The sequence below is a fragment of the Mucilaginibacter frigoritolerans genome (assembly GCF_007830615.1).
In the GTDB taxonomy this organism is placed as follows: Bacteria; Bacteroidota; Bacteroidia; order Sphingobacteriales; family Sphingobacteriaceae; genus Mucilaginibacter; species Mucilaginibacter frigoritolerans.
This window is the reverse complement of record NZ_VLLI01000015.1, coordinates 50,419-68,750: the sequence shown is the minus strand read 5'-3', so window position 1 is coordinate 68,750 and position 18,332 is coordinate 50,419. Positions and strand designations below refer to the sequence as shown.

Sequence of the window (18,332 nt, the reverse complement as noted above, 5' to 3'; positions counted from 1 at the left end):
CATCACAATCATGAAAAAAATATTTTTTATACTGATGGCATTTGCCATGTTATCTTCCTGCAAAAAAGAGCAGAAGATAACCGTTGCAGCCAATATTACTGCTCCGGTTATTTCATCGCCGACAGACGGTACCGCAATTGCTGTTACTGCGGCAGATTCTTCACAAACATTAAACATCAAATGGTCAAAGCCTGACTATGGTGTATCGGCTGTTGTGAGTTATTTTGTGCAGGTGGATTCATTGGGTAACAGCTTTAAGAAATATGTAACCCTGGGTAACCTTACCACCACTACCTCGTTGTCTTTAAGCTATGGTACTTTAAATGGTTTGCTCTTAGGTGGATTGAATCTGAACCCAAATGTTGCTACAACAGTTGAGTTTAGAGTAGGATCAGCAATTTATGGTGCTGATACGGTTTACTCAAAAGTGGTAAAGGTAGCGGTAACTACGCTACAACCTAATCAGCTTTGGCTGCCGGGTTCGTATGAAAATTATACTCCCGCTACAGCACAAATCATACCTGCCCTGCTTACCAATCCAACAAGCTATGAAGGCTATGTTTATTTCAGTGCAGCTGGAAACTTCAAATTTACACCGACACCTGCTTATGGACCTGTTATTTATGGCGATGGTGGAAATGGTGCGTTAGCTAAGTCAAGCAACCCTAATGCCATTGTATATAATAATGCAGGGGTATACCTGATTGATGCTGATATAACTGCTTTAACTTATTCGGCAACATACATAAGCACATTTGGTATAATTGGTACAGCCACACCGCAAGCATGGAACGCTTCAACACCGATGACTTATAATCCGGCAACAGGTTTATGGACCGTTTCAGTAGCATTGGTACCGGGAGCTTTAAAATTTAGGGCAAATGATGCCTGGGATATCAATTACGGTCCATCTAATGCTAATGCACTTGCCGGAACACTTATTTTTAATGATCCAGGTGCAGTAACCATTACGGATGCAGGTACTTATACGGTAACATTGGATATGACCAAGTCTACTCAAAAAGCGTACGCTTATACTATAGTCAAAAATTAATCTACATAAGAACAGCCGGTATATTTAGTGACCGGTTGTTTTTCATTATTATCTCATGAATAAAAAATATCTCGGTCTCGCGCTGTTTGTTTCTTTGTTTCTTTTCAAAACAGGTTATTGCCAACAGAGCACTGTTGTTAATGTGGGTAATATTACCGATGTTAAAATAGATCAGCAAAAGGTGACGGTAAAAACCACTAATGCTACTGCAGAGATAACCGTTTATACTCCATCCGTTATCAGGGTGAGGATGGACAGGCAGTTTAAGGCTGATTTTTCATATGCCGTTGTAGGTAAAGTTTTATCAACCAAAACCAACATCAGCCAAACCGAAAGTGAAATTGTTATTGCCACAGATTCTGTTAAGGCTGTTATCCAAAAAAAACCTTTTTCCATAGCGTTTTATACCCCTGAAGGTATATTGATTAATGAGGATGAAAAAGGTTTAACTACCACATGGGTGGAGCAATCGGTTACTACCTATAAAAAAATGCAGGAGGATGAGCATTTTATTGGTTTAGGCGAAAAAACAGGCAACCTTGATCGTAAAGGAAACGGATACACCAACTGGAATTCGGATGTTTATGGTTATAGTATCAGTCAGGACCCCTTGTATTCAACTATTCCGTTTTATGTAGGGATACACCATAATTTAAACTATGGGATATTTTTAGATAATACCTATCAAACTGATTTTAATTTTGGTGCCAGCAATAACCGCTTTTCTTCATTCGGGGCACGTGGTGGTGAGATGAATTATTACTTTATCTATCATAAAAAGCTGGCCGATATTATTGCTTCTTACACCTGGTTAACCGGGCATATGCCGTTACCGCCTGAATGGGCACTGGGCTACCAGCAAAACAGGTACAGCTATTATCCGGCTGACGAAGTATTGCGTATTGCACACACGCTACGCGAAAAACGGATTCCTGCCGATGGGATAACGCTGGATATTCATTATATGGATAAATACCAGCTATTTACCTGGAACAAAAGTCGTTTTCCTGATCCTGCTGGGATGAATGTGGAACTGAATAAGCTTGGTTTTAAAACAACAGTTATTGTTGACCCCGGAATTAAGGTAGAAAAAGGAGCAAAGGCTTACGAAAGTGGTTTAAAAGATGATGTATACATCAAGTATACTGACGGTCAATATTACACCGCACAGGTATGGCCGGGCTGGTGTAATTTTACCGATTTTACCAATCCAAAAGGGCGTGAATGGTGGCGCAAACAGGTTAAGTTCTTTGCAGAGTCTGGCGTAAGCGGAATCTGGAATGATATGAACGAGTTTTCTACATGGGGACAAAAGATACCTGACAATGTATTGTTTAACTATGATGGTACCCTGACCACTAATTTACAGGCACACAACGTTTACGGTTTACAAATGGCTCGTTCAAGTTATGAAGGCGCGCTGGAACAGTTTAAGGAACGTCCCTTTGTGCTTTCGAGATCAGGATATGCGGGATTGCAACGTTATTCGGCTTTATGGACCGGGGATAACAGGGCAGAAGATGATCATATGCTACAAGGCGTGCGGTTGTTAAACAGCCTGGGCATAAGTGGCGTTGCCTTTACAGGTATGGATATTGGTGGCTTTACGGGTAACCCTTCAACCCCTTTGTATATCCGCTGGATGGAACTGGGTGCTTTTATACCTTACTACCGCAATCATACTGCTTTAAATACCAAAGCTGCTGAACCATGGACATTTGGTGAAGATGCACTGGATATTGTGCGTAACTATGTTAGTCTGCGATATGAAATGCTGCCTTACATCTACTCAACTTTTTATAATGCAACCCAAAACGGTATGCCGGTAATGCGTTCACTGGCTATTGATTACACCTTCGACTCAAAAATATTGGATGCTGCCTACCAGAATCAATTTGAATTTGGTGATGCCTTTATGGTTGCCCCGTTTGAAAGTAACAAGGATTATGGGAAAGTGTATTTCCCCAAAGGCGAGTGGTACGAATTATATTCAGGTGCAAAAGAAGAGGGCGGAACTACTAAAACCATTGATTTAAACATTAATAAGTTACCAGTATATGTAAAAGGCGGAAGCATTATTCCGATGCAATCACTTATCCAGTCGACAGCAGAACAACCAACTGATACGCTTACAGTACATGTTTACAATGGAAGCAAGGCTAATAGTTTTGTTTATTATGAAGATGATGGTAAAAGTTTTAATTATCAAAAGGGTGATTTTTACAAACGTAGCATCAGCCTTAATCCTCAAAAACAAATCATAGTATTTGATGATGCAGAAGGAAGCTATAAATCGCACTTTAAATATATTAAAGTAATGCTGCACGGATTTGAACAGATATTGGCATTAAAGTTAAACGGAAGCCAGTTAAAGCTTGAGCAGGGTACATACGCATTTTTAGGAGCAGCAGCCAATACCGATCCGCAGGGAAGTGCTTATCAGACAGAAAGCTCACCGGTAAGGTTTGTTACCATCGATAACGAGCAGGGCAAAATTCAATTAGAATATTAATATCAAGGAAAGTGAGTATGAAAAACATCAATTTAAAAATACAAATGAATAGTTTACTTATAGCAATGGTGGCTGCATTTTTGGGAACCGGATGCAGCAAAAGCCACAATAATAATCCAACCCCAACACCAAAAGATACTACTACAACCAGTACCTATAAAGACCCGGCACAATATGGAACGCCTTATGCAAGTGTCCCGGCCAGCAAGGATATTATTATGTACGAGGTAAATATGCAAACTTATACACCTGCCAATTTTCAGGGTGTTACCGCCAGGCTCGATTCTATAAAAGCTTTGGGTATTAATGTGATCTGGCTGATGCCAACTTACCCTATCGGGGTGCTTAAAGCAGTAGGATCACCTTATGCTGTTAAAGATTATACTGGGGTGAATGCCAACTTTGGTACAATTGATGACCTGCGCAACTTAGTTGCCCAGGCACACAGCCGTAATATGGCTGTAATATTTGATTGGGTAGCTGATCATACTTCATGGGATAATGCCTGGACAGCCAATAAATCATGGTATAAACAGGATGGAGCTGGAAATATTATTAGCCCGCCAAATACCAATTTTACTGATGTTGCTGCTTTGAACTATAATAGTACCGATATGCGTACTGCTATGATAAGGGCCATGAAATACTGGGTTTTTACAGTCAATATCGATGGTTTTCGTTGTGATTATGCCGATGCCGTTCCGTCTGATTTTTGGACACAGGCCATTGATACATTAAACAATATCAAAACCCATAAGCTTATCTTCCTTGCCGAAGGCACCAATGGGTATGAAATTACCGATGGTTTTCAACTGGGATATGCCTTTAGCTTTTATAGTAACCTAAAAGCAGTATTTGCAGGTACACAAAGCCCAAGTTCGTTGTTTACTACTAACAGCAGTGAAATTGCTTCTTTACCGACACAAGGCTTTAAGTTAAGGTATATTACCAATCATGATGATGCTTCATCAGACGGCAGTACAATAACCGAGTATAATGGCAAACAGGGCGCATTAGCCGCTTTTGTTATGGTCGCCTATATGGATGGTGTGCCTTTAATATATGATAGCCAGGAAGTGGGCTATCCGAGTGCTATTAACTTTTTCACCAATGTGCCTGTTGATTATACGGCCAATCCGGATATGGTAGCTGCTTATAAACAAATTATAGCTTTCAGAACCGCACATGAAGCTATTAAAACAGGAACGTTGAAGGTTTATAATGACACTAATATTATTGCTTTTGAAAAAACTTCGGGCACTGATGATGTATTGATTTTGGTGAATGCTACCAACAATACGGTTAACTATGTGGTGCCTGCAGCTTTGCAGAATACTACCTGGATAGATGGTTTTAAAGGTACCAGCCTAATATTTTCAACACAGTTAAGCATAGGGCCTTATGGATATATCGTTTTGAAAAAGAATTAAGAATTTCTCTTCTCACATACAATTGGTTGCAAAGCAGCGGGAGCCCTCCCGCTCTTTGTATTTTTATGCCATCTATTTTTAGAGCCATATTAAAGGATGCCGGATAGGCAGGTTCCTTATCACTTCTTCCACTGCTGGTTGATGATCAAGCTTTTGCCAGGTTACCAGCCAGTTATTTTCATTATAGGCGTTGGCGCCAAACAATAAAAAAGGTTGGGCAACAGGCCAGTTATCCCAATACATTACATCGGGTTTTAAGGTCCATTTACTTTTATTGGCAACAAATGGATATAAATAAGTGATGCCTTTTTTGATGGATTTGCCATCCATGGTTTCGAAATTCCATAAATTATCCTGTGGGGTTGATAAGATCTGGCAAAGCGTAGCCATTGCGTCTAAGTTAAATATAGAATAACCATATGGTTTAGTACGCGCTATTTCTAAAGGAAAACTACCATCGGTACCCATTTGATTAGGCAGTAAAACAGTTTTGTACAAAACCCTGATAGAATCAAGCACAGCTACGTTATTGCAAAGTTTAGCAAAAGATGCTACCTGCATAGCCCAGCAGGTTGAATGATTGTTTTTGGTTAGTTTTTCCTGTATCCCCGGTTTGCTGGTCATGAGCCAGTTGGTATATGCTGCAAACCAGTTTTTTATACCTTCGGTAGTTTGAGGGTCCATAGCACCTGAAGCTTCCACCACTAAAACTCCCTGGGCAACTTCCATTAAATGTATAGTGTCAATAATGCCATAATTACGTCCAGTAAATTTACCATGTACTGCCTGTGCATACCACAAGCTGGGGTTCATCAGGGTTTTCGGATCAATAAACCATGCTTTAAGATGAATAACGGCCTGTGCAACGTATTTTTTATCGCCGGTTATTTTGTATGCAGATGCCAGGGCGCCGATTATTTTGCTGAACCTGATCATAGCCTTTCTGTGTTCCACAAAATTATCGGGATTAGTTAAGCCATCCCTGTTGATATAAGGTGCATCGGGATCCTGCGGGTCGGGCCAGAAGTAATCAGCTTCCGAAAAGAAATCATGTTTACCACCCGCACTTCGCGGACTGAAGGATGCCGTAACCGTAACAGGTTTTTGCTGCATCGCCCAGGAGGCTTCCTTTAAAATTTGTTTTTTTAAGGTAGTCTCCGCAACCTTTTCGGCCTCAGATTTTACTTGCTGATGCTTAGCATTTGAGAATGCATTTTGAAAAGCAAAAAGAACGATAATGAAAAATATGCGAGCCAGTGTTTTCATAAGCAATGTTTTGGTTGATGCCTTTTGATCAACGATTATTTCTTTTTAACACTATTCAGCGCCAGCTGCCAGTTAAAATAGGAGGGATCATTCTTCATAGTTTGTTTAATTGCAGCCAGGTATGAAGGATTGAAATAAAAGGCTAACGATAACGTATACAAGCCACTTTCAGGTTTAAACAATGTGCCTGCTTCATAACCTTTTTCATGGTTCTTGGCGCGCTGCTGATCAAAAGGAACGGTGCTGTTCACAAATTCGCCATGCGTTTTTTCTCCGGTCATGTATGGAACCATAAAATCAACGCATTTTTTAATGGAAGCGCCTTTTGGGGTTTCATAGTCGAAATAGTTTTTGCCGTTTGCCCTGTAAATAGTAATACAAGCGGTTAAAAGTGGTTCGAGATCATAGGTGTGGTAATGAAAAGCATCACGCTCAACAAAATCGTGTGTGGTGCCATCGGCATTTAAATTTATGGCTAATTGTTTCTCCAGCTCAGTATTAATAACATCGTCATACTTTTTGGTATGCAATGTAAAAGCAATTAAGGTGATGATTTTTATACGGTGGGAGTTCCAGTTGTTAATAGCTGTGCCTTTGCCGGGTTTTGCAGACGCGCTGTTTAACTGAGCTTCGGCAATACTGCCCATCCAGTCATCAATTGTTTTTTTATTTTCGGCTGATAGCTCGCTTCGCACTAAATCATACCCGGTAATCATGTCTTCCAGCTTGGTTTCATTTATCGGATCGCCGGTTGCCTTGTTGGTTGTGCTCCAGGCTAAAAGGAAGGTTGTGGCTTTATCAAGATAAGTTTTATCACCGTACAAGCGGTAAACCAATGCCAGCGCATAGACTTTAGTGGCATCCTCAACAGCTTTAAGACTTGCCGTTTTTGCCGGATTGCCTTCTAATAACCCTTGCGATTGTATTTTTTCTATCGGGTTAGGATCTTCGGTTAGTGCTTTCTGTGCAGTGTTTAAAAACGGCTGGTATACTCTTTTGTAGGTTGATGGACTGGTATTATTGGTGTCGATATCCTTGCGGAGCGTCTTAATTTCATTCTTCGTCATGCTAACGATTTGGGCATTAGAATGCAGGCAGAACCCTGCCAGGGAAACAAGTAAAATGATTTTTTTCATTTTAATAATTGAATGCTTTTTTAATTCCTAATTCCAATCCCCTCAATTCGGCTAAACCCCGCAAACGCCCAATGGCTGAGTAACCCGGATTTGTTTTTTTATGCAGATCATCCAGCATTTTATGACCATGATCTGGCCTGAATGGCATGGTTATGTCTTTTTGCCCACTTGCTATTCTTTTTTGCTGTTCTTCAAGTAGGGCCTTCATTACAGCATACATATCCACATCGCCATCTAAGTGATCAGCTTCATGGAAATTACCGTCTACATCCCGTTTGGTGCTTCTCAAATGGATAAAGTGGATACGATCACCCAGGCGTTGAATCATACCCGGCAAATCATTATCAGCATTTACACCGAATGAACCAGTACAAAAGGTAAGTCCGTTATGACGGCTGTCCACAGCCTTGTAAATATCTTCAATATCCTTTTCGTTGCTCACTACCCTTGGCAATCCTAGAATAGGATTGGGAGGATCGTCTGGGTGGATACACATCAGTACGCCTGCCTCTTCCGCAGCAGGAATTACCTGTTGCAAAAACCAATTCAGGTTAGCCTTTAACTCCTGTGGGCCAATGTTTTTATAGGAGTTGAGTATAGCGGCAAATTGCTCCAGCGTATAACCCTCTTCCGATCCAGGTAAACCGGCAATGATATTTTTAACAAGGAGCCGTTCGGCATCCGGTGTTAACTGCTCATGATATATTTTTGCTTTTTGAATAATGGTATCGGTATAGCTTTTTTCAGCATCAGGTCTTTTCAAAACAAAAATATCAAATGCGGCAAAAGCCGTTAAATCAAACCTTAACGCGGTTGATCCGTCGGGCATACGGTAATCCAGATCGGTACGGGTCCAATCCAGTACTGGCATAAAGTTGTAGCAAACAATACGGATTCCGCAGCTACCTAAATTGAGTAGCGATTGCCTGTAATTGGCTATGTATTGTTTGTAATTGCCTGTTTGCCGTTTAATATCTTCATGTACGGGTACGCTTTCCACAACCGCCCATTCCAAACCGGCAGCCTCCACAATGGCTTTCCTTTTATTAATTTCAGCTACAGTCCAGACTTCTCCATTTGGGATATGATGCAAAGCCGTTACTATACCCGTTGCCCCGGCTTGCCTGGCATCTGCTAACGAAACCGGGTCGTTAGGGCCGTACCATCTCCATGTTTGTTGTAAACTCATTTTTAGTATCAATATTATTAATCACAAATCTATAAAGTATCGGGCTCATGTTTGATAAACTCCCACCTTGCCGGACTAAAGGCATCAACCAACATCCCTGCTTCCAGGCATACACAGCCGTGAATGGTAGATGGCGGAGCGTAATAACCATCGCCCTTGCTGATTATCTTTTTTGTTTCGCCTATGGTCATCTCGAATACGCCGCTTTCTACATAACTCACCTGCGAGTGGGTATGGCTATGTAACTCCCCGCATCCGCCTTTTTCAAACTTTACCTTTACCAACATCAGGGTATCATCATAACCAAACACCTGCCGCTGAACACCCTTTCCAACTGATTCCCATTCGGTTGTTGCTTCAGCCTGAAACAGATTGCTTTGTATCATATTGTTTAGTTTATATTTTAATATTATCTGCCTGCGTAATCTTTAGCAGTCATTTTACTTCTTAATAAGGCTTCAATGTAATAATAATCGGCATAAATAATCGGAACATCTATTTCACTTTTAGCGGGCTTGTGGCCTGTGCTGTGCAATAATATGAAATTGCCATTGCTGTTTAACGGCGCTTTGTATGATTTATCCAGATTAGCTAATATGGTATTTGCTTTCTCCCTGTAATCTTTATTGTTACTATAAATAGAAAGCTCATAAAGAGCAGAAGCTGTAATGGATGCAGCTGACGCATCGCGCGGCGCATTTGGTATAGCCGGATCGTCATAATCCCAGTAAGGTATCAGGTCTTTTGGTAATGTAGGATTATTGAAAATGAATTTGGCTATATTTTGAGCTAAAATTAAATACCTTTTATCATGTGTTTCTCTATAGCACATGGTATAGCCATACAATCCCCATGCCTGTCCGCGGGCCCAGGCCGATTCATCGCTGTATCCTTGTGCAGTATTTTTTTGGATGACATTGCCAGTTACCGGATCATAATCAACCACATGATAGGAACTAAAGTCAGGATGATAATGGTTAATCATGGTATGATTGGCATGTGATACCGCAATTTTATAGAACGATGAATCGCCGGTAAGCCTGGTAGCTTCAAAAAGCAACTCCAGGTTCATCATATTATCAATAATAACTGGGTAGGTCCATTTATCTTTGTTATGATCCCATGAGCGTATTACACCGGCTTTGACATTAAAACGGGTACTTAATGATTTTGCCGCCTGGATAATTACCTTTCTGTAGCCGGTATCGCCGGTTATACGATAGCCATTGCCAAAGCTGCAATAAATCATAAAACCGAGGTCGTGGGTGCCCTTGTTATATTGTTGTTTGGTAAGCCTGGCGGTATAAATTTGAGCCTGCTTTAACCATTTATCATCCTTTGTGTAATCATATAAAAACCATAAGATGCCGGAAAAGAAACCGCTTGTCCAGTCATTACCATTTACCAGTTTAAACTTTCCGTTCTCGAAGGTTCGTGGAGAAACCAGGCCGCCGGTGGTGTCTGTGGTTTTAAGCTCATCCAGCATGTAATTGGTTTGCTGCGCAGCATAATTAAATTGCTGCGCCACATTTATTTTTTGGGCGAATGCTGTTGTGGTAACACCATATAGCATCAGGGTAAGTGCTATAGCTTGTATTTTAATATTTTTCATAAACAGGCTTATCTTGAAACTTTAATTAATTGTAATGCTTTAACGGTGTCATCGGTCAGTTGACCGTATGATTTTTCGTCCATTATTTTTTGGCCGATGAGTTTACTGCCCATGCCCACCGCACAAACCCCTGCTTTAAACCATGATCTTAAATTATGTTCATTTATCTCAACCCCACCTGTCGGCATAAAAAGCTGACCGGGAAATAAGGATGAAATTGACGAAATAAATTCATGACCTAAAATATTTGCCGGGAAAATTTTAATCAATGCGGCTTTATGTTTTTGAGCCATAAATATTTCTGTGGGCGTCATGCAGCCCGGTATCCAGAGCAGGTGATGCTCGCGGGCCAGTTTTGAAACTTCTGGGTTAATAATAGGGGCAACAATAAAGTCCGTTCCGGCTTCAATAAAAGCTATGGCTTCTTCTTCGGTTTTAATAGTGCCAATGCCTAAATAAAGATCGGGCATTTCCCGCAACCGCACCTGGTTTAAAAGTTTGAAATTTTCCAAAGCTTCCGGGCCGCGGTTGGTGTATTCCAAAACCCGTACACCCCCTTTATATAAGGCGCGGGTAGTTTCTAAAGTTACTTCTGCATCGCTATGGAAAAAAAGCGGCAGCGTACCCTGGTCAATAATAGCGTTTAATATAATTTTCTTTTTCTTCATTAATTTATTCTTATAGCTTAAACCATTATTCCAATAATCTGCTCCACTGTTTTGCCGTTGGCATCGCCCTGTGTAAACAAATGACTAAAGGCGGCCGTAGTAGCAAATGCAAGCAATTCAGCTGGTGGTAAGCCTCTATAAAATCCGTATATCAATCCTGCCATAAAACAATCGCCACTGCCTATCGGGTCAACTATCTCATCAGCCTCATGTTCTGTAGAGAGATAGAATTGATTAGCTGCATATAGCGTTGTATAATAAGTTAGCTTGTTTTGCCCGGTAAAGCGAAAGGTATTGGCTACGGCGCTGCAATTTGGAAAATCCCGCAAAATAAATTGTGATGTTTTTAAGGCCTGGTTGATGTATACATCTTTATCAGTTATTCCGTTAAAGCCAGGTGTAATAGGTACATTCAGCATAGTTTCTGCGGCCCAAATGTTGCCCATTATTAAATCGCAATAATCAGCCAGTTGGGGTACTACTTCATTGGGTAGTCTGCCATATTTCCAGAGTTTGGAGCGATAATTCAGATCAATAGAAACCCTGATGCCTTTCTTTTTGGCAGCTATCAGTGCTTCCTGGCAAACCGCTGCTACATTTTCATTTATTGCCGGGCATATTGCGCTAAAATGGAACCAGCTTACATCATCAAATTGTTTATCCCAATTGATCATGCCGGGTTTGAGGGCGGCAAAAGAGGAGTGTGCCCTGTCATAAATTACCCCGTTGCTCTTTAAATCTGTTCCCTGGGTTAAAAAGTACAGGCCAAGCCTTTCTCCCCAATAAATAGTATCGGCAACATTGATGTGCTTTTGTGTGAGATCAGCAGCAATATGGTGTGAAAGCTCATTATCGGGCATTGCCGTTAAATATTTGGATGGAATATCCCACATGGCCAGCGCTGTTGCTACATTTAACTCAGCACCGCCAACGTAAAAAGGCAGTTGATTAGTTTTTAGCCATTTTGCCTCATTATCCAAACTAATACGGAGCAACAGCTCGCCGAAGGAAAGCACGGTTCCGGTTTGTAGGCTAAATAGCTGGTTGGATGATGATGACATGAGGCTACTTGCTAATTGTATTTATGTTTTAGCTGGGTATTACTAATCAGCCATTTAACAACATCATCAGCAGCTTTGTCATTTTCATAATCGGCCGGTAAGCGTCCGTTCACATATTCGTTATACACCCATGGATCGCCAACGGCCATTACCATGCCTTTGCCGTATTTAGCAATAGCAATAATAGTTGCGCCGTTTTTATTTTTTAATGCAGGCATTGCATTGTTTAGGGTGCTTATAGAACAAACGTCCTTCAGGAAAATTTTATGAGCCGTTTTCAGGATCGGATTATTTACCGGATAAACCGCGCCATCTTCAAAATGCTTATCATCAATTACATGATTTTGCAGATCATCATTAAAATGCATACCGAATACCGCAGCGAGGTTATTAAAATGAGGCAATTCAACATTGGCGCTATCATTTGCCAGCATTAACAATACACCGCCTGAGTGCACCCATTTGGCAATTTCAGTAATGTCTTTTTGTTCGATATAATTTGGATTGGGACTTTCTTTTTTGGTATCAGGATCAACAATAATATAGATGTCTGATTTTTTTAACTTATTGACTGTAGGTGCTGTTGCCAATGTATCTAGTTGAGCCCCGTTTTTCCTGAAGATCTTACCCAGTTTGGAGAAACCAGTATTGGCAGAATCATTCCACATATAATGGTAACGTTCAATTTTACCGGAGGAGGTTTTATGCACTTCGTGATTAAAATAGTAATCTAAAGTTACTACCTGGGCATGTGCAGTGTTAAAATAGGTTATAATGATAAGGCCTATCAATGATAAAGCTTTCATAATTCTTGTACTATGGATGAAATAATTGGTCTGATTTCAAAAGTATCATACCTGAACTGTTTCAACAAGCTTAGTGCATTAATTATTCACGAAATCGTTTTCAGGATTAATCCCGTTTAGCAGGGGAAGAGGAGTTTCTGATATATAATTGAGTAGGCAAAACCCTGGTTTCGAATTCTGTAACCGGTCTTTTGCTTTCAATAATGCTGATCAGCATCTCAATTGCATTTTTGCCTATCTCAAATCCCGGCTGATAAATGGTGCTGAGTGATGGATTGAGTGCATCAGCAAGTTGTGTATTGGTAAAACCAAGTAATGCAATTTCATCGGGGATTTTCACTTTCATTTGCTGCAGCAGCAGAAGGGTAGTGGTAGTGATTCTGTCTGATGCGGTGAATATGGCATCGGGGCGGTTTTCAATGGTGAGCAGATCGTTTAAAGCGCTCTTTATTTCGTCCAGATCCCTGCCGCCGTGCATGCAATATTTAACGTAGTCTTCATTAAATGCAATGCCGCGGTCTTCAAGTGCTTTAGTGTATCCCTTTAAGCGTTCGCGGGTAATGGAAATATCAGGCGAGCTGGTAATATGGGCTATCCTTTTATAACCAGAATCCAGCAAATGCTGGGTGCCTTCAAAAGCGCCGTTAAAGTTGTCGGCAATAACTTTATGGGTATTAATTTCTTCGCTTATGCGGTCAAAAAACACAATCGGCAGTCCTTTTTTGTGTAATGATTTTAAATGTTCAACGTCGCTTGTTTCTGTTGAAAGTGAAATCAATATGCCATCAACAGAACGGTAGGTAAGGTGTTTTACGTTGAGTGCCTCCAGTTCGAAAGATTCATGTGTTTGGGTGATGATCACATTATACCCTTTACTGTAAGCAATGGATTCGATGCCGTTGATAACCTGCGAAAAAAACTGGTTATCAATAGTAGAAACAACAATGCCTATGGATTTGCTGTTGCCTTGTTTAAGGCTTTTTGCGATAGGGTTTGGGCGATAGTTATGTTCTTCGGCATATTCAATAACTATCTTTTTTGTTTTTTCGCTGATTTCATAACTATCACTCAGCGCTTTGGAAACGGTTGAAACCGAAAGTCCCAATGCGGTTGCAATATCTTTTATAGTTATGGCTTCGAAATTCATTTGGCAAGTTAATGGAATATGATGACAACAATGAATTTGTGAAAATTATAAAAAAATAAACAGGATGCAAAATGATCACATTATCCAAAAACTAAAGTTGATTACAATACAATTTGTTTTGATCGTGCGGTTAAGATGCGGATAACTGCCCATGCAATTATATAAGCAAGCGCACAAATGGTAAACATAATGCCGTATGCTATTTGAGGAGTGTCTTTATAATGATCTGTTAACCTGCCAGCCAGCAGTTGAACCAACACTCCACCTAAGCCGCCTGCCATGCCGCCTATACCGGTAACAGAGCCTACAGCCTTTTTGGGGAACATATCAGATACGGTTGTAAATATATTGCATGACCATGCCTGATGAGCCGCTGCGCCAATGCAAATCAATGCTACCGCCAGTATAATTGCATGGTCACCAAAGTGAGCCTTGTTGCCAAAGTATTGTGTGAATAACAGCACCAATGGAAATAGAGCTATAATAAACATGGCTGTCATCCTGGCTTTATAAACCGGCATGCCTTTATTAATAAGGAATAGCGGTAAACTGCCGCCAAATGTACTGCCCAATATGGCTACGCCGTAAACAATAAAGGTTGGCAGCATCACTTCTTCGCCGGTTAAGCCGAATTGCTTTTTCAGGTAATCGGGGAGCCAGAATAGCAGGAACCACCAGATTCCATCTGTAAGAAACTTACCGGTAAAAAATGCCCAGGTTTGCGGGTACTGTAAAAGTTTAAACCAGGATGTTTTTGGAGCCGCGGCTACAATTTCAACAGATTCAGTTGGAATTACGGCATCATCGCTATGGATATGATTGTATTCCTCTACCGATAGTTTTTTTGATTCAGATGGGGTTGTATAAAAAGCAAACCAGAAAATCAGCCATAAAAGCCCCGAAGCTCCCGTTAATAGGTAGGCCATTTTATAACCCATGCTATTGCCCCAGTAAGCCATACACCAGGGTACAAACAATGAGGCTATCATTGCACCAATATTGGCTCCACTGTTAAAAATTCCGGTAGCCAGTGCCCGTTCTTTTTTAGGAAACCATTCTGCGACGGTTTTGATAGATGCCGGAAAGTTGCCTGCTTCTCCAATGCCAAACAAGCTGCGTATAATAACATGCAAGGCGACTGTACTGCCTGCAAGTGCATTAAGCATCCCAAAAAAAGACCATATAATGAGTGATAAAGCCAGGCCTAATTTGGTACCTATTTTGTCAATTATCCAGCCAGCAAATACGGTAACTGTGGCGTAAAATCCGGTAAAACATGAAGTTACGATTGAAAAATCGGTGTTTGTCCACCCAAAGCCACCTTTTGATACAGGGGTTGAGAAAAACTCTTTTAGGTAACTGATTACCTGCCTGTCCATATAATTAATGGTGGTTGAGAAAAGTAATAACACGGTAATTACCCAGCGGTATTTACCTATTGTATTTTTGGATGGACCCTGCATAACAATTATACCCCACTAAAAATGGAAAATCCACCATCAACACAAACCATTGACCCGGTAACAAATGCGGACGCATCGCTCAGTAACCACACCAATGCCCCGATCAGTTCATCAGGATGCCCGAAACGTTTAAATGGCGTTTTGCGGATCACGGATTCTCCACGTTGAGTATAGCCACCCTCTGGTTTGGTTAATAAGTTGCGATTCTGTTCGGTTAAAAAGAATCCCGGTGCCAACGCATTCATCCTTATGGCATCACCATAACGATTAGCCAGCTCCACCGCAAACCATTGATTGTAGCAATCAACTGCTGCTTTACCCATGTTGTAACCAAGCACCCGTGTTACGGCACTTTTGGAGTTCATAGATGATATGTTGACGATACTGCCTTTCCCGGTTTTGGCAATGCTTTCGCCAAATACCTGTGTAGGTAATATGGTTCCCCAAAGATTTACTTCGAGCACTTTTTTCATGCCCTCCAAATTCATTTTAAAAATGTTTTCATCCGGCAGTAAAACTCCTCCAGGCATGTTGCCACCTGCGCCGTTTACCAATCCATCCAGTCTGCCAAAAGTATCCAGCACTTTTTGATTAGCCAGTTTTAATTCTTCTTCGTTTAATACATCCGCAACCAGAGCTATCGCTTTGCCGCCATTATCATTAATGGCTTTTGCCCGTTCGTTGGCAACAGTTTCATTACGGCCCAATATGCCCACTGCGCCTCCTGCTGCAACAATGCCATTAACAAAAGCATTCCCTAATATACCTGTGCCGCCGGTTACTATAATCACCTTGCCGGCTAATGAATAATTGTTTTCCAATTTATTTAGTGCTAAATGTTATCTTAAATCTGTTATTGCCAGGGCATCCATATCGGTATAATCCAGGTTTTCGCCACCCATCCCCCAAATAAAACTGTAGCTGGCCGTGCCGCTTCCTGCATGGATGCTCCATGGTGGTGATACTACAGCCTCATAATTTTTCATTAGAATATGACGGGTTTCATGCCCTTCGCCCATGTAATGAAATACCTGCTGATCTGCTGCCAGGTCAAAATAAAAATAAGCCTCCATTCGGCGGTCATGCACGTGTGGCGGCATGGTATTCCATACGCTGCCCTTGCCTAAAATAGTTAAACCCATTACCAGCTGACAGCTTTGAATACCCTCCAGGTGAACATATTTATTAATGACGCGCTCATTGGCTGTTGACTGATGACCTGCATTTACTTTGGCCGCCTGGGCATGAGTCATTAATGCAACGGGATAAGTTTTATGCGCTGGTGCTGAAAGTAAGTAAAATACAGCCGGGATATTGCTGTTTTTGCTCTTAAAAGCAACTTGTTTTGTGCCTTTGCCAATGTACAGGCAATCCAGCTTGTTTACCTCGTAGCTTTTTCCGTCAACTATTACTTCGCCATCTCCGGCTACGTTAATAATGCCGAGTTCCCGTCGTTCTAAAAAATATTCGGCTCGAAGGTTTGGGTAGCTGGGTAATATTAACTGGGTATCTGCAGGATTAACCGCTCCGACGATCATACGGTCATAGTGGGTGTAAACGCAGTTCAATTCGCCTGCTTTTACTAGATCATTTATCAGGAATCTTTCCCTGATGGTATTGGTCCGGTAATCTTTAAAATCCTCCGGATGCACGCTATGTAGTACTTTCAAGACTGAAATTTTTGTAAGTTGATGGTTCGTATAATTGAAAAGCAAGTCTACAACCTTGATTTATTATTCTGAAACAATTGTACAGGTATTTCTACGCAAACGTTATAGCTGACTATCGAGGAATAAAGTTATTTGTTTTACTAAAACGTTTTCGCATAAATACAAATTAAAATGGACGATTAAATGGTTTATAGCTTGTAATATTGTGTAAACAGATATTAATAACGAGTTTTGGCCATGAAAAACAGATTTTCAACAATTAAATTATCTTTCCTTTTTATAATCATCCTAATGGAATCACAACAACTTTTTGCTCAGCAATCAAATTCTGTAAAAGAAGTAACCATTGCTGTAGAACAACTGCGTAAGGCCATGATCAATGCTGATAGCTTAGAACTGGATAAGCTAGCTGCGCCTGAACTAAGCTATGGACACTCAGGCGGATTACTGCAAAATAAACAGGAATTTATACATTCCTTTACCAGTGGTGCATCTGTTTTTGTAAATATTGAGCTTAGCAATCAAACCGTAGAGATTGTGGATAATACTGCTATTGTTAGACATCTGCTTACTGCCGATACCAATGACAAGGGAAAAGGCTCGGGCACGGTTAAAATAAATATCCTGCTGGTATGGATTAAGAACAAGGCAGGAGAGTGGAAGCTTCTGGCAAGGCAGGCAGTCAAAGCCTAATTTTAATATAATTTACCCATCAAAGGATAGCTGAATCAATCCTGCCAAAAGAATAGTTTTTGGCGGGATTGATTGTTTTAGGAGATGCCCAAAGTTGTATTGCCATCTTCGCAGCATATATTTAATACCTGTTATTTCAGCATAATAGTATTAAAGCATTCATCCACTCAGCTGCTTCTGCAGACTGGTTTATCATTCACGTTCAGTGAATTGATATTATTTTTCCGAAAACGTATTCGTAAATAAAAAAGTCAAAGTATTACGATATAAGGCTTAATAAGGTAATTTTGGATGAGTGAAGCTAGCGGCTTAGCCATTTTTAACCAATTATAAACAGCGCTTACTAAACTATTTACGGCACAATGAATACCTGGATTACTTACTAGTACGCCCATCCATATTGATTTTATTTCAATATGTTTTTTGCTTATTTAATTTGACCGGGAATATTTGATAAAAGATGATTGTTATCTGATAACGTCTTATCGGATATGAAGAACTAATTAAAACCTAATAATGATTAAAACTTAAACGGATGGAAAACTAAACAAGGCTCATAAAAAAAACCGGTAGTGCTGGAACCACGGCCGGTTTTAAAGTCCCCCTTCAGATTCGCGAAAAAATG

Annotated in this window: 16 protein-coding genes; 4 read left to right on the top strand and 12 right to left on the bottom strand. The window is 40.6% G+C overall.

Features of this window, described 5'->3' with window-relative positions:
- Nucleotides 1-10: 10 nt before the first annotated feature.
- Genes JN11_RS21185 through JN11_RS21175 form a run of 3 tightly spaced genes read left to right on the top strand, consistent with a single transcriptional unit; the run spans nucleotide 11 to nucleotide 4,996 of the window.
- Nucleotides 11-1,054 carry a SusE domain-containing protein gene (locus JN11_RS21185; protein ID WP_144915942.1) on the top strand — a complete coding sequence of 348 codons (1,044 nt, stop codon included), beginning with the start codon at nucleotides 11-13 and terminating at the stop codon, nucleotides 1,052-1,054.
- A 55-nt stretch (nucleotides 1,055-1,109) separates the two neighbouring features.
- A complete protein-coding gene (locus tag JN11_RS21180; protein ID WP_144915939.1) occupies nucleotides 1,110-3,566 on the top strand; it encodes a glycoside hydrolase family 31 protein in 2,457 nt (818 codons plus the stop codon).
- Nucleotides 3,567-3,583: 17 nt separating this feature from the next.
- Nucleotides 3,584-4,996: an alpha-amylase family glycosyl hydrolase gene (locus JN11_RS21175; protein WP_144915937.1), complete on the top strand. Its 1,413-nt coding sequence runs from the start codon at nucleotides 3,584-3,586 to the stop codon at nucleotides 4,994-4,996.
- Nucleotides 4,997-5,074: 78 nt separating this feature from the next.
- Here the strand turns inward: JN11_RS21175 and JN11_RS21170 are convergent, their stop codons facing one another.
- The 12 genes from JN11_RS21170 to kduI form a co-directional block, all read right to left on the bottom strand.
- On the bottom strand, nucleotides 5,075-6,262 hold the full coding sequence (locus JN11_RS21170) for an alginate lyase family protein (protein ID WP_144915934.1): 1,188 nt from the start codon (nucleotides 6,260-6,262) through the stop codon (nucleotides 5,075-5,077).
- Between the two features lie 35 nt (nucleotides 6,263-6,297).
- Nucleotides 6,298-7,398 (bottom strand): alginate lyase family protein, encoded by a 1,101-nt coding sequence (locus JN11_RS21165; RefSeq protein ID WP_144915931.1) that lies wholly within the window; start codon nucleotides 7,396-7,398, stop codon nucleotides 6,298-6,300.
- 1 nt (nucleotide 7,399) lies between these two features.
- Nucleotides 7,400-8,587, bottom strand: a complete 1,188-nt coding sequence (uxuA, locus tag JN11_RS21160) for a mannonate dehydratase (protein ID WP_144915930.1) — start codon at nucleotides 8,585-8,587, stop codon at nucleotides 7,400-7,402.
- Nucleotides 8,588-8,616: 29 nt separating this feature from the next.
- On the bottom strand, nucleotides 8,617-8,973 hold the full coding sequence (locus JN11_RS21155) for a cupin domain-containing protein (protein WP_144915927.1): 357 nt from the start codon (nucleotides 8,971-8,973) through the stop codon (nucleotides 8,617-8,619).
- A 23-nt stretch (nucleotides 8,974-8,996) separates the two neighbouring features.
- Nucleotides 8,997-10,199, bottom strand: coding sequence for a glycoside hydrolase family 88 protein (locus JN11_RS21150; protein WP_144915924.1), 1,203 nt, complete (start codon nucleotides 10,197-10,199; stop codon nucleotides 8,997-8,999).
- Nucleotides 10,200-10,207: 8 nt separating this feature from the next.
- A complete protein-coding gene (locus JN11_RS21145; protein ID WP_144915922.1) occupies nucleotides 10,208-10,867 on the bottom strand; it encodes a beta/alpha barrel domain-containing protein in 660 nt (219 codons plus the stop codon).
- 17 nt (nucleotides 10,868-10,884) lie between these two features.
- On the bottom strand, nucleotides 10,885-11,928 hold the full coding sequence (locus tag JN11_RS21140; protein WP_144915919.1) for a sugar kinase: 1,044 nt from the start codon (nucleotides 11,926-11,928) through the stop codon (nucleotides 10,885-10,887).
- 11 nt (nucleotides 11,929-11,939) lie between these two features.
- Nucleotides 11,940-12,734, bottom strand: coding sequence for a lacto-N-biose phosphorylase central domain-containing protein (locus JN11_RS21135; protein ID WP_144915917.1), 795 nt, complete (start codon nucleotides 12,732-12,734; stop codon nucleotides 11,940-11,942).
- A 106-nt stretch (nucleotides 12,735-12,840) separates the two neighbouring features.
- A complete protein-coding gene (locus JN11_RS21130; protein WP_144915914.1) occupies nucleotides 12,841-13,881 on the bottom strand; it encodes a LacI family DNA-binding transcriptional regulator in 1,041 nt (346 codons plus the stop codon).
- Between the two features lie 101 nt (nucleotides 13,882-13,982).
- On the bottom strand, nucleotides 13,983-15,344 hold the full coding sequence (locus JN11_RS21125; protein WP_144915912.1) for an MFS transporter: 1,362 nt from the start codon (nucleotides 15,342-15,344) through the stop codon (nucleotides 13,983-13,985).
- A 5-nt stretch (nucleotides 15,345-15,349) separates the two neighbouring features.
- Entirely contained in the window at nucleotides 15,350-16,165 is an 816-nt protein-coding gene (locus JN11_RS21120; RefSeq protein WP_144915909.1) for an SDR family oxidoreductase, read from the bottom strand.
- Between the two features lie 18 nt (nucleotides 16,166-16,183).
- On the bottom strand, nucleotides 16,184-17,014 hold the full coding sequence (gene kduI, locus JN11_RS21115) for a 5-dehydro-4-deoxy-D-glucuronate isomerase (protein ID WP_144915906.1): 831 nt from the start codon (nucleotides 17,012-17,014) through the stop codon (nucleotides 16,184-16,186).
- Nucleotides 17,015-17,305: 291 nt separating this feature from the next.
- On the opposite strand from kduI, the gene JN11_RS21110 reads away from it, so the two are divergent.
- A complete protein-coding gene (locus JN11_RS21110) occupies nucleotides 17,306-17,707 on the top strand; it encodes a nuclear transport factor 2 family protein (protein ID WP_144915904.1) in 402 nt (133 codons plus the stop codon).
- Nucleotides 17,708-18,332: the final 625 nt, after the last annotated feature.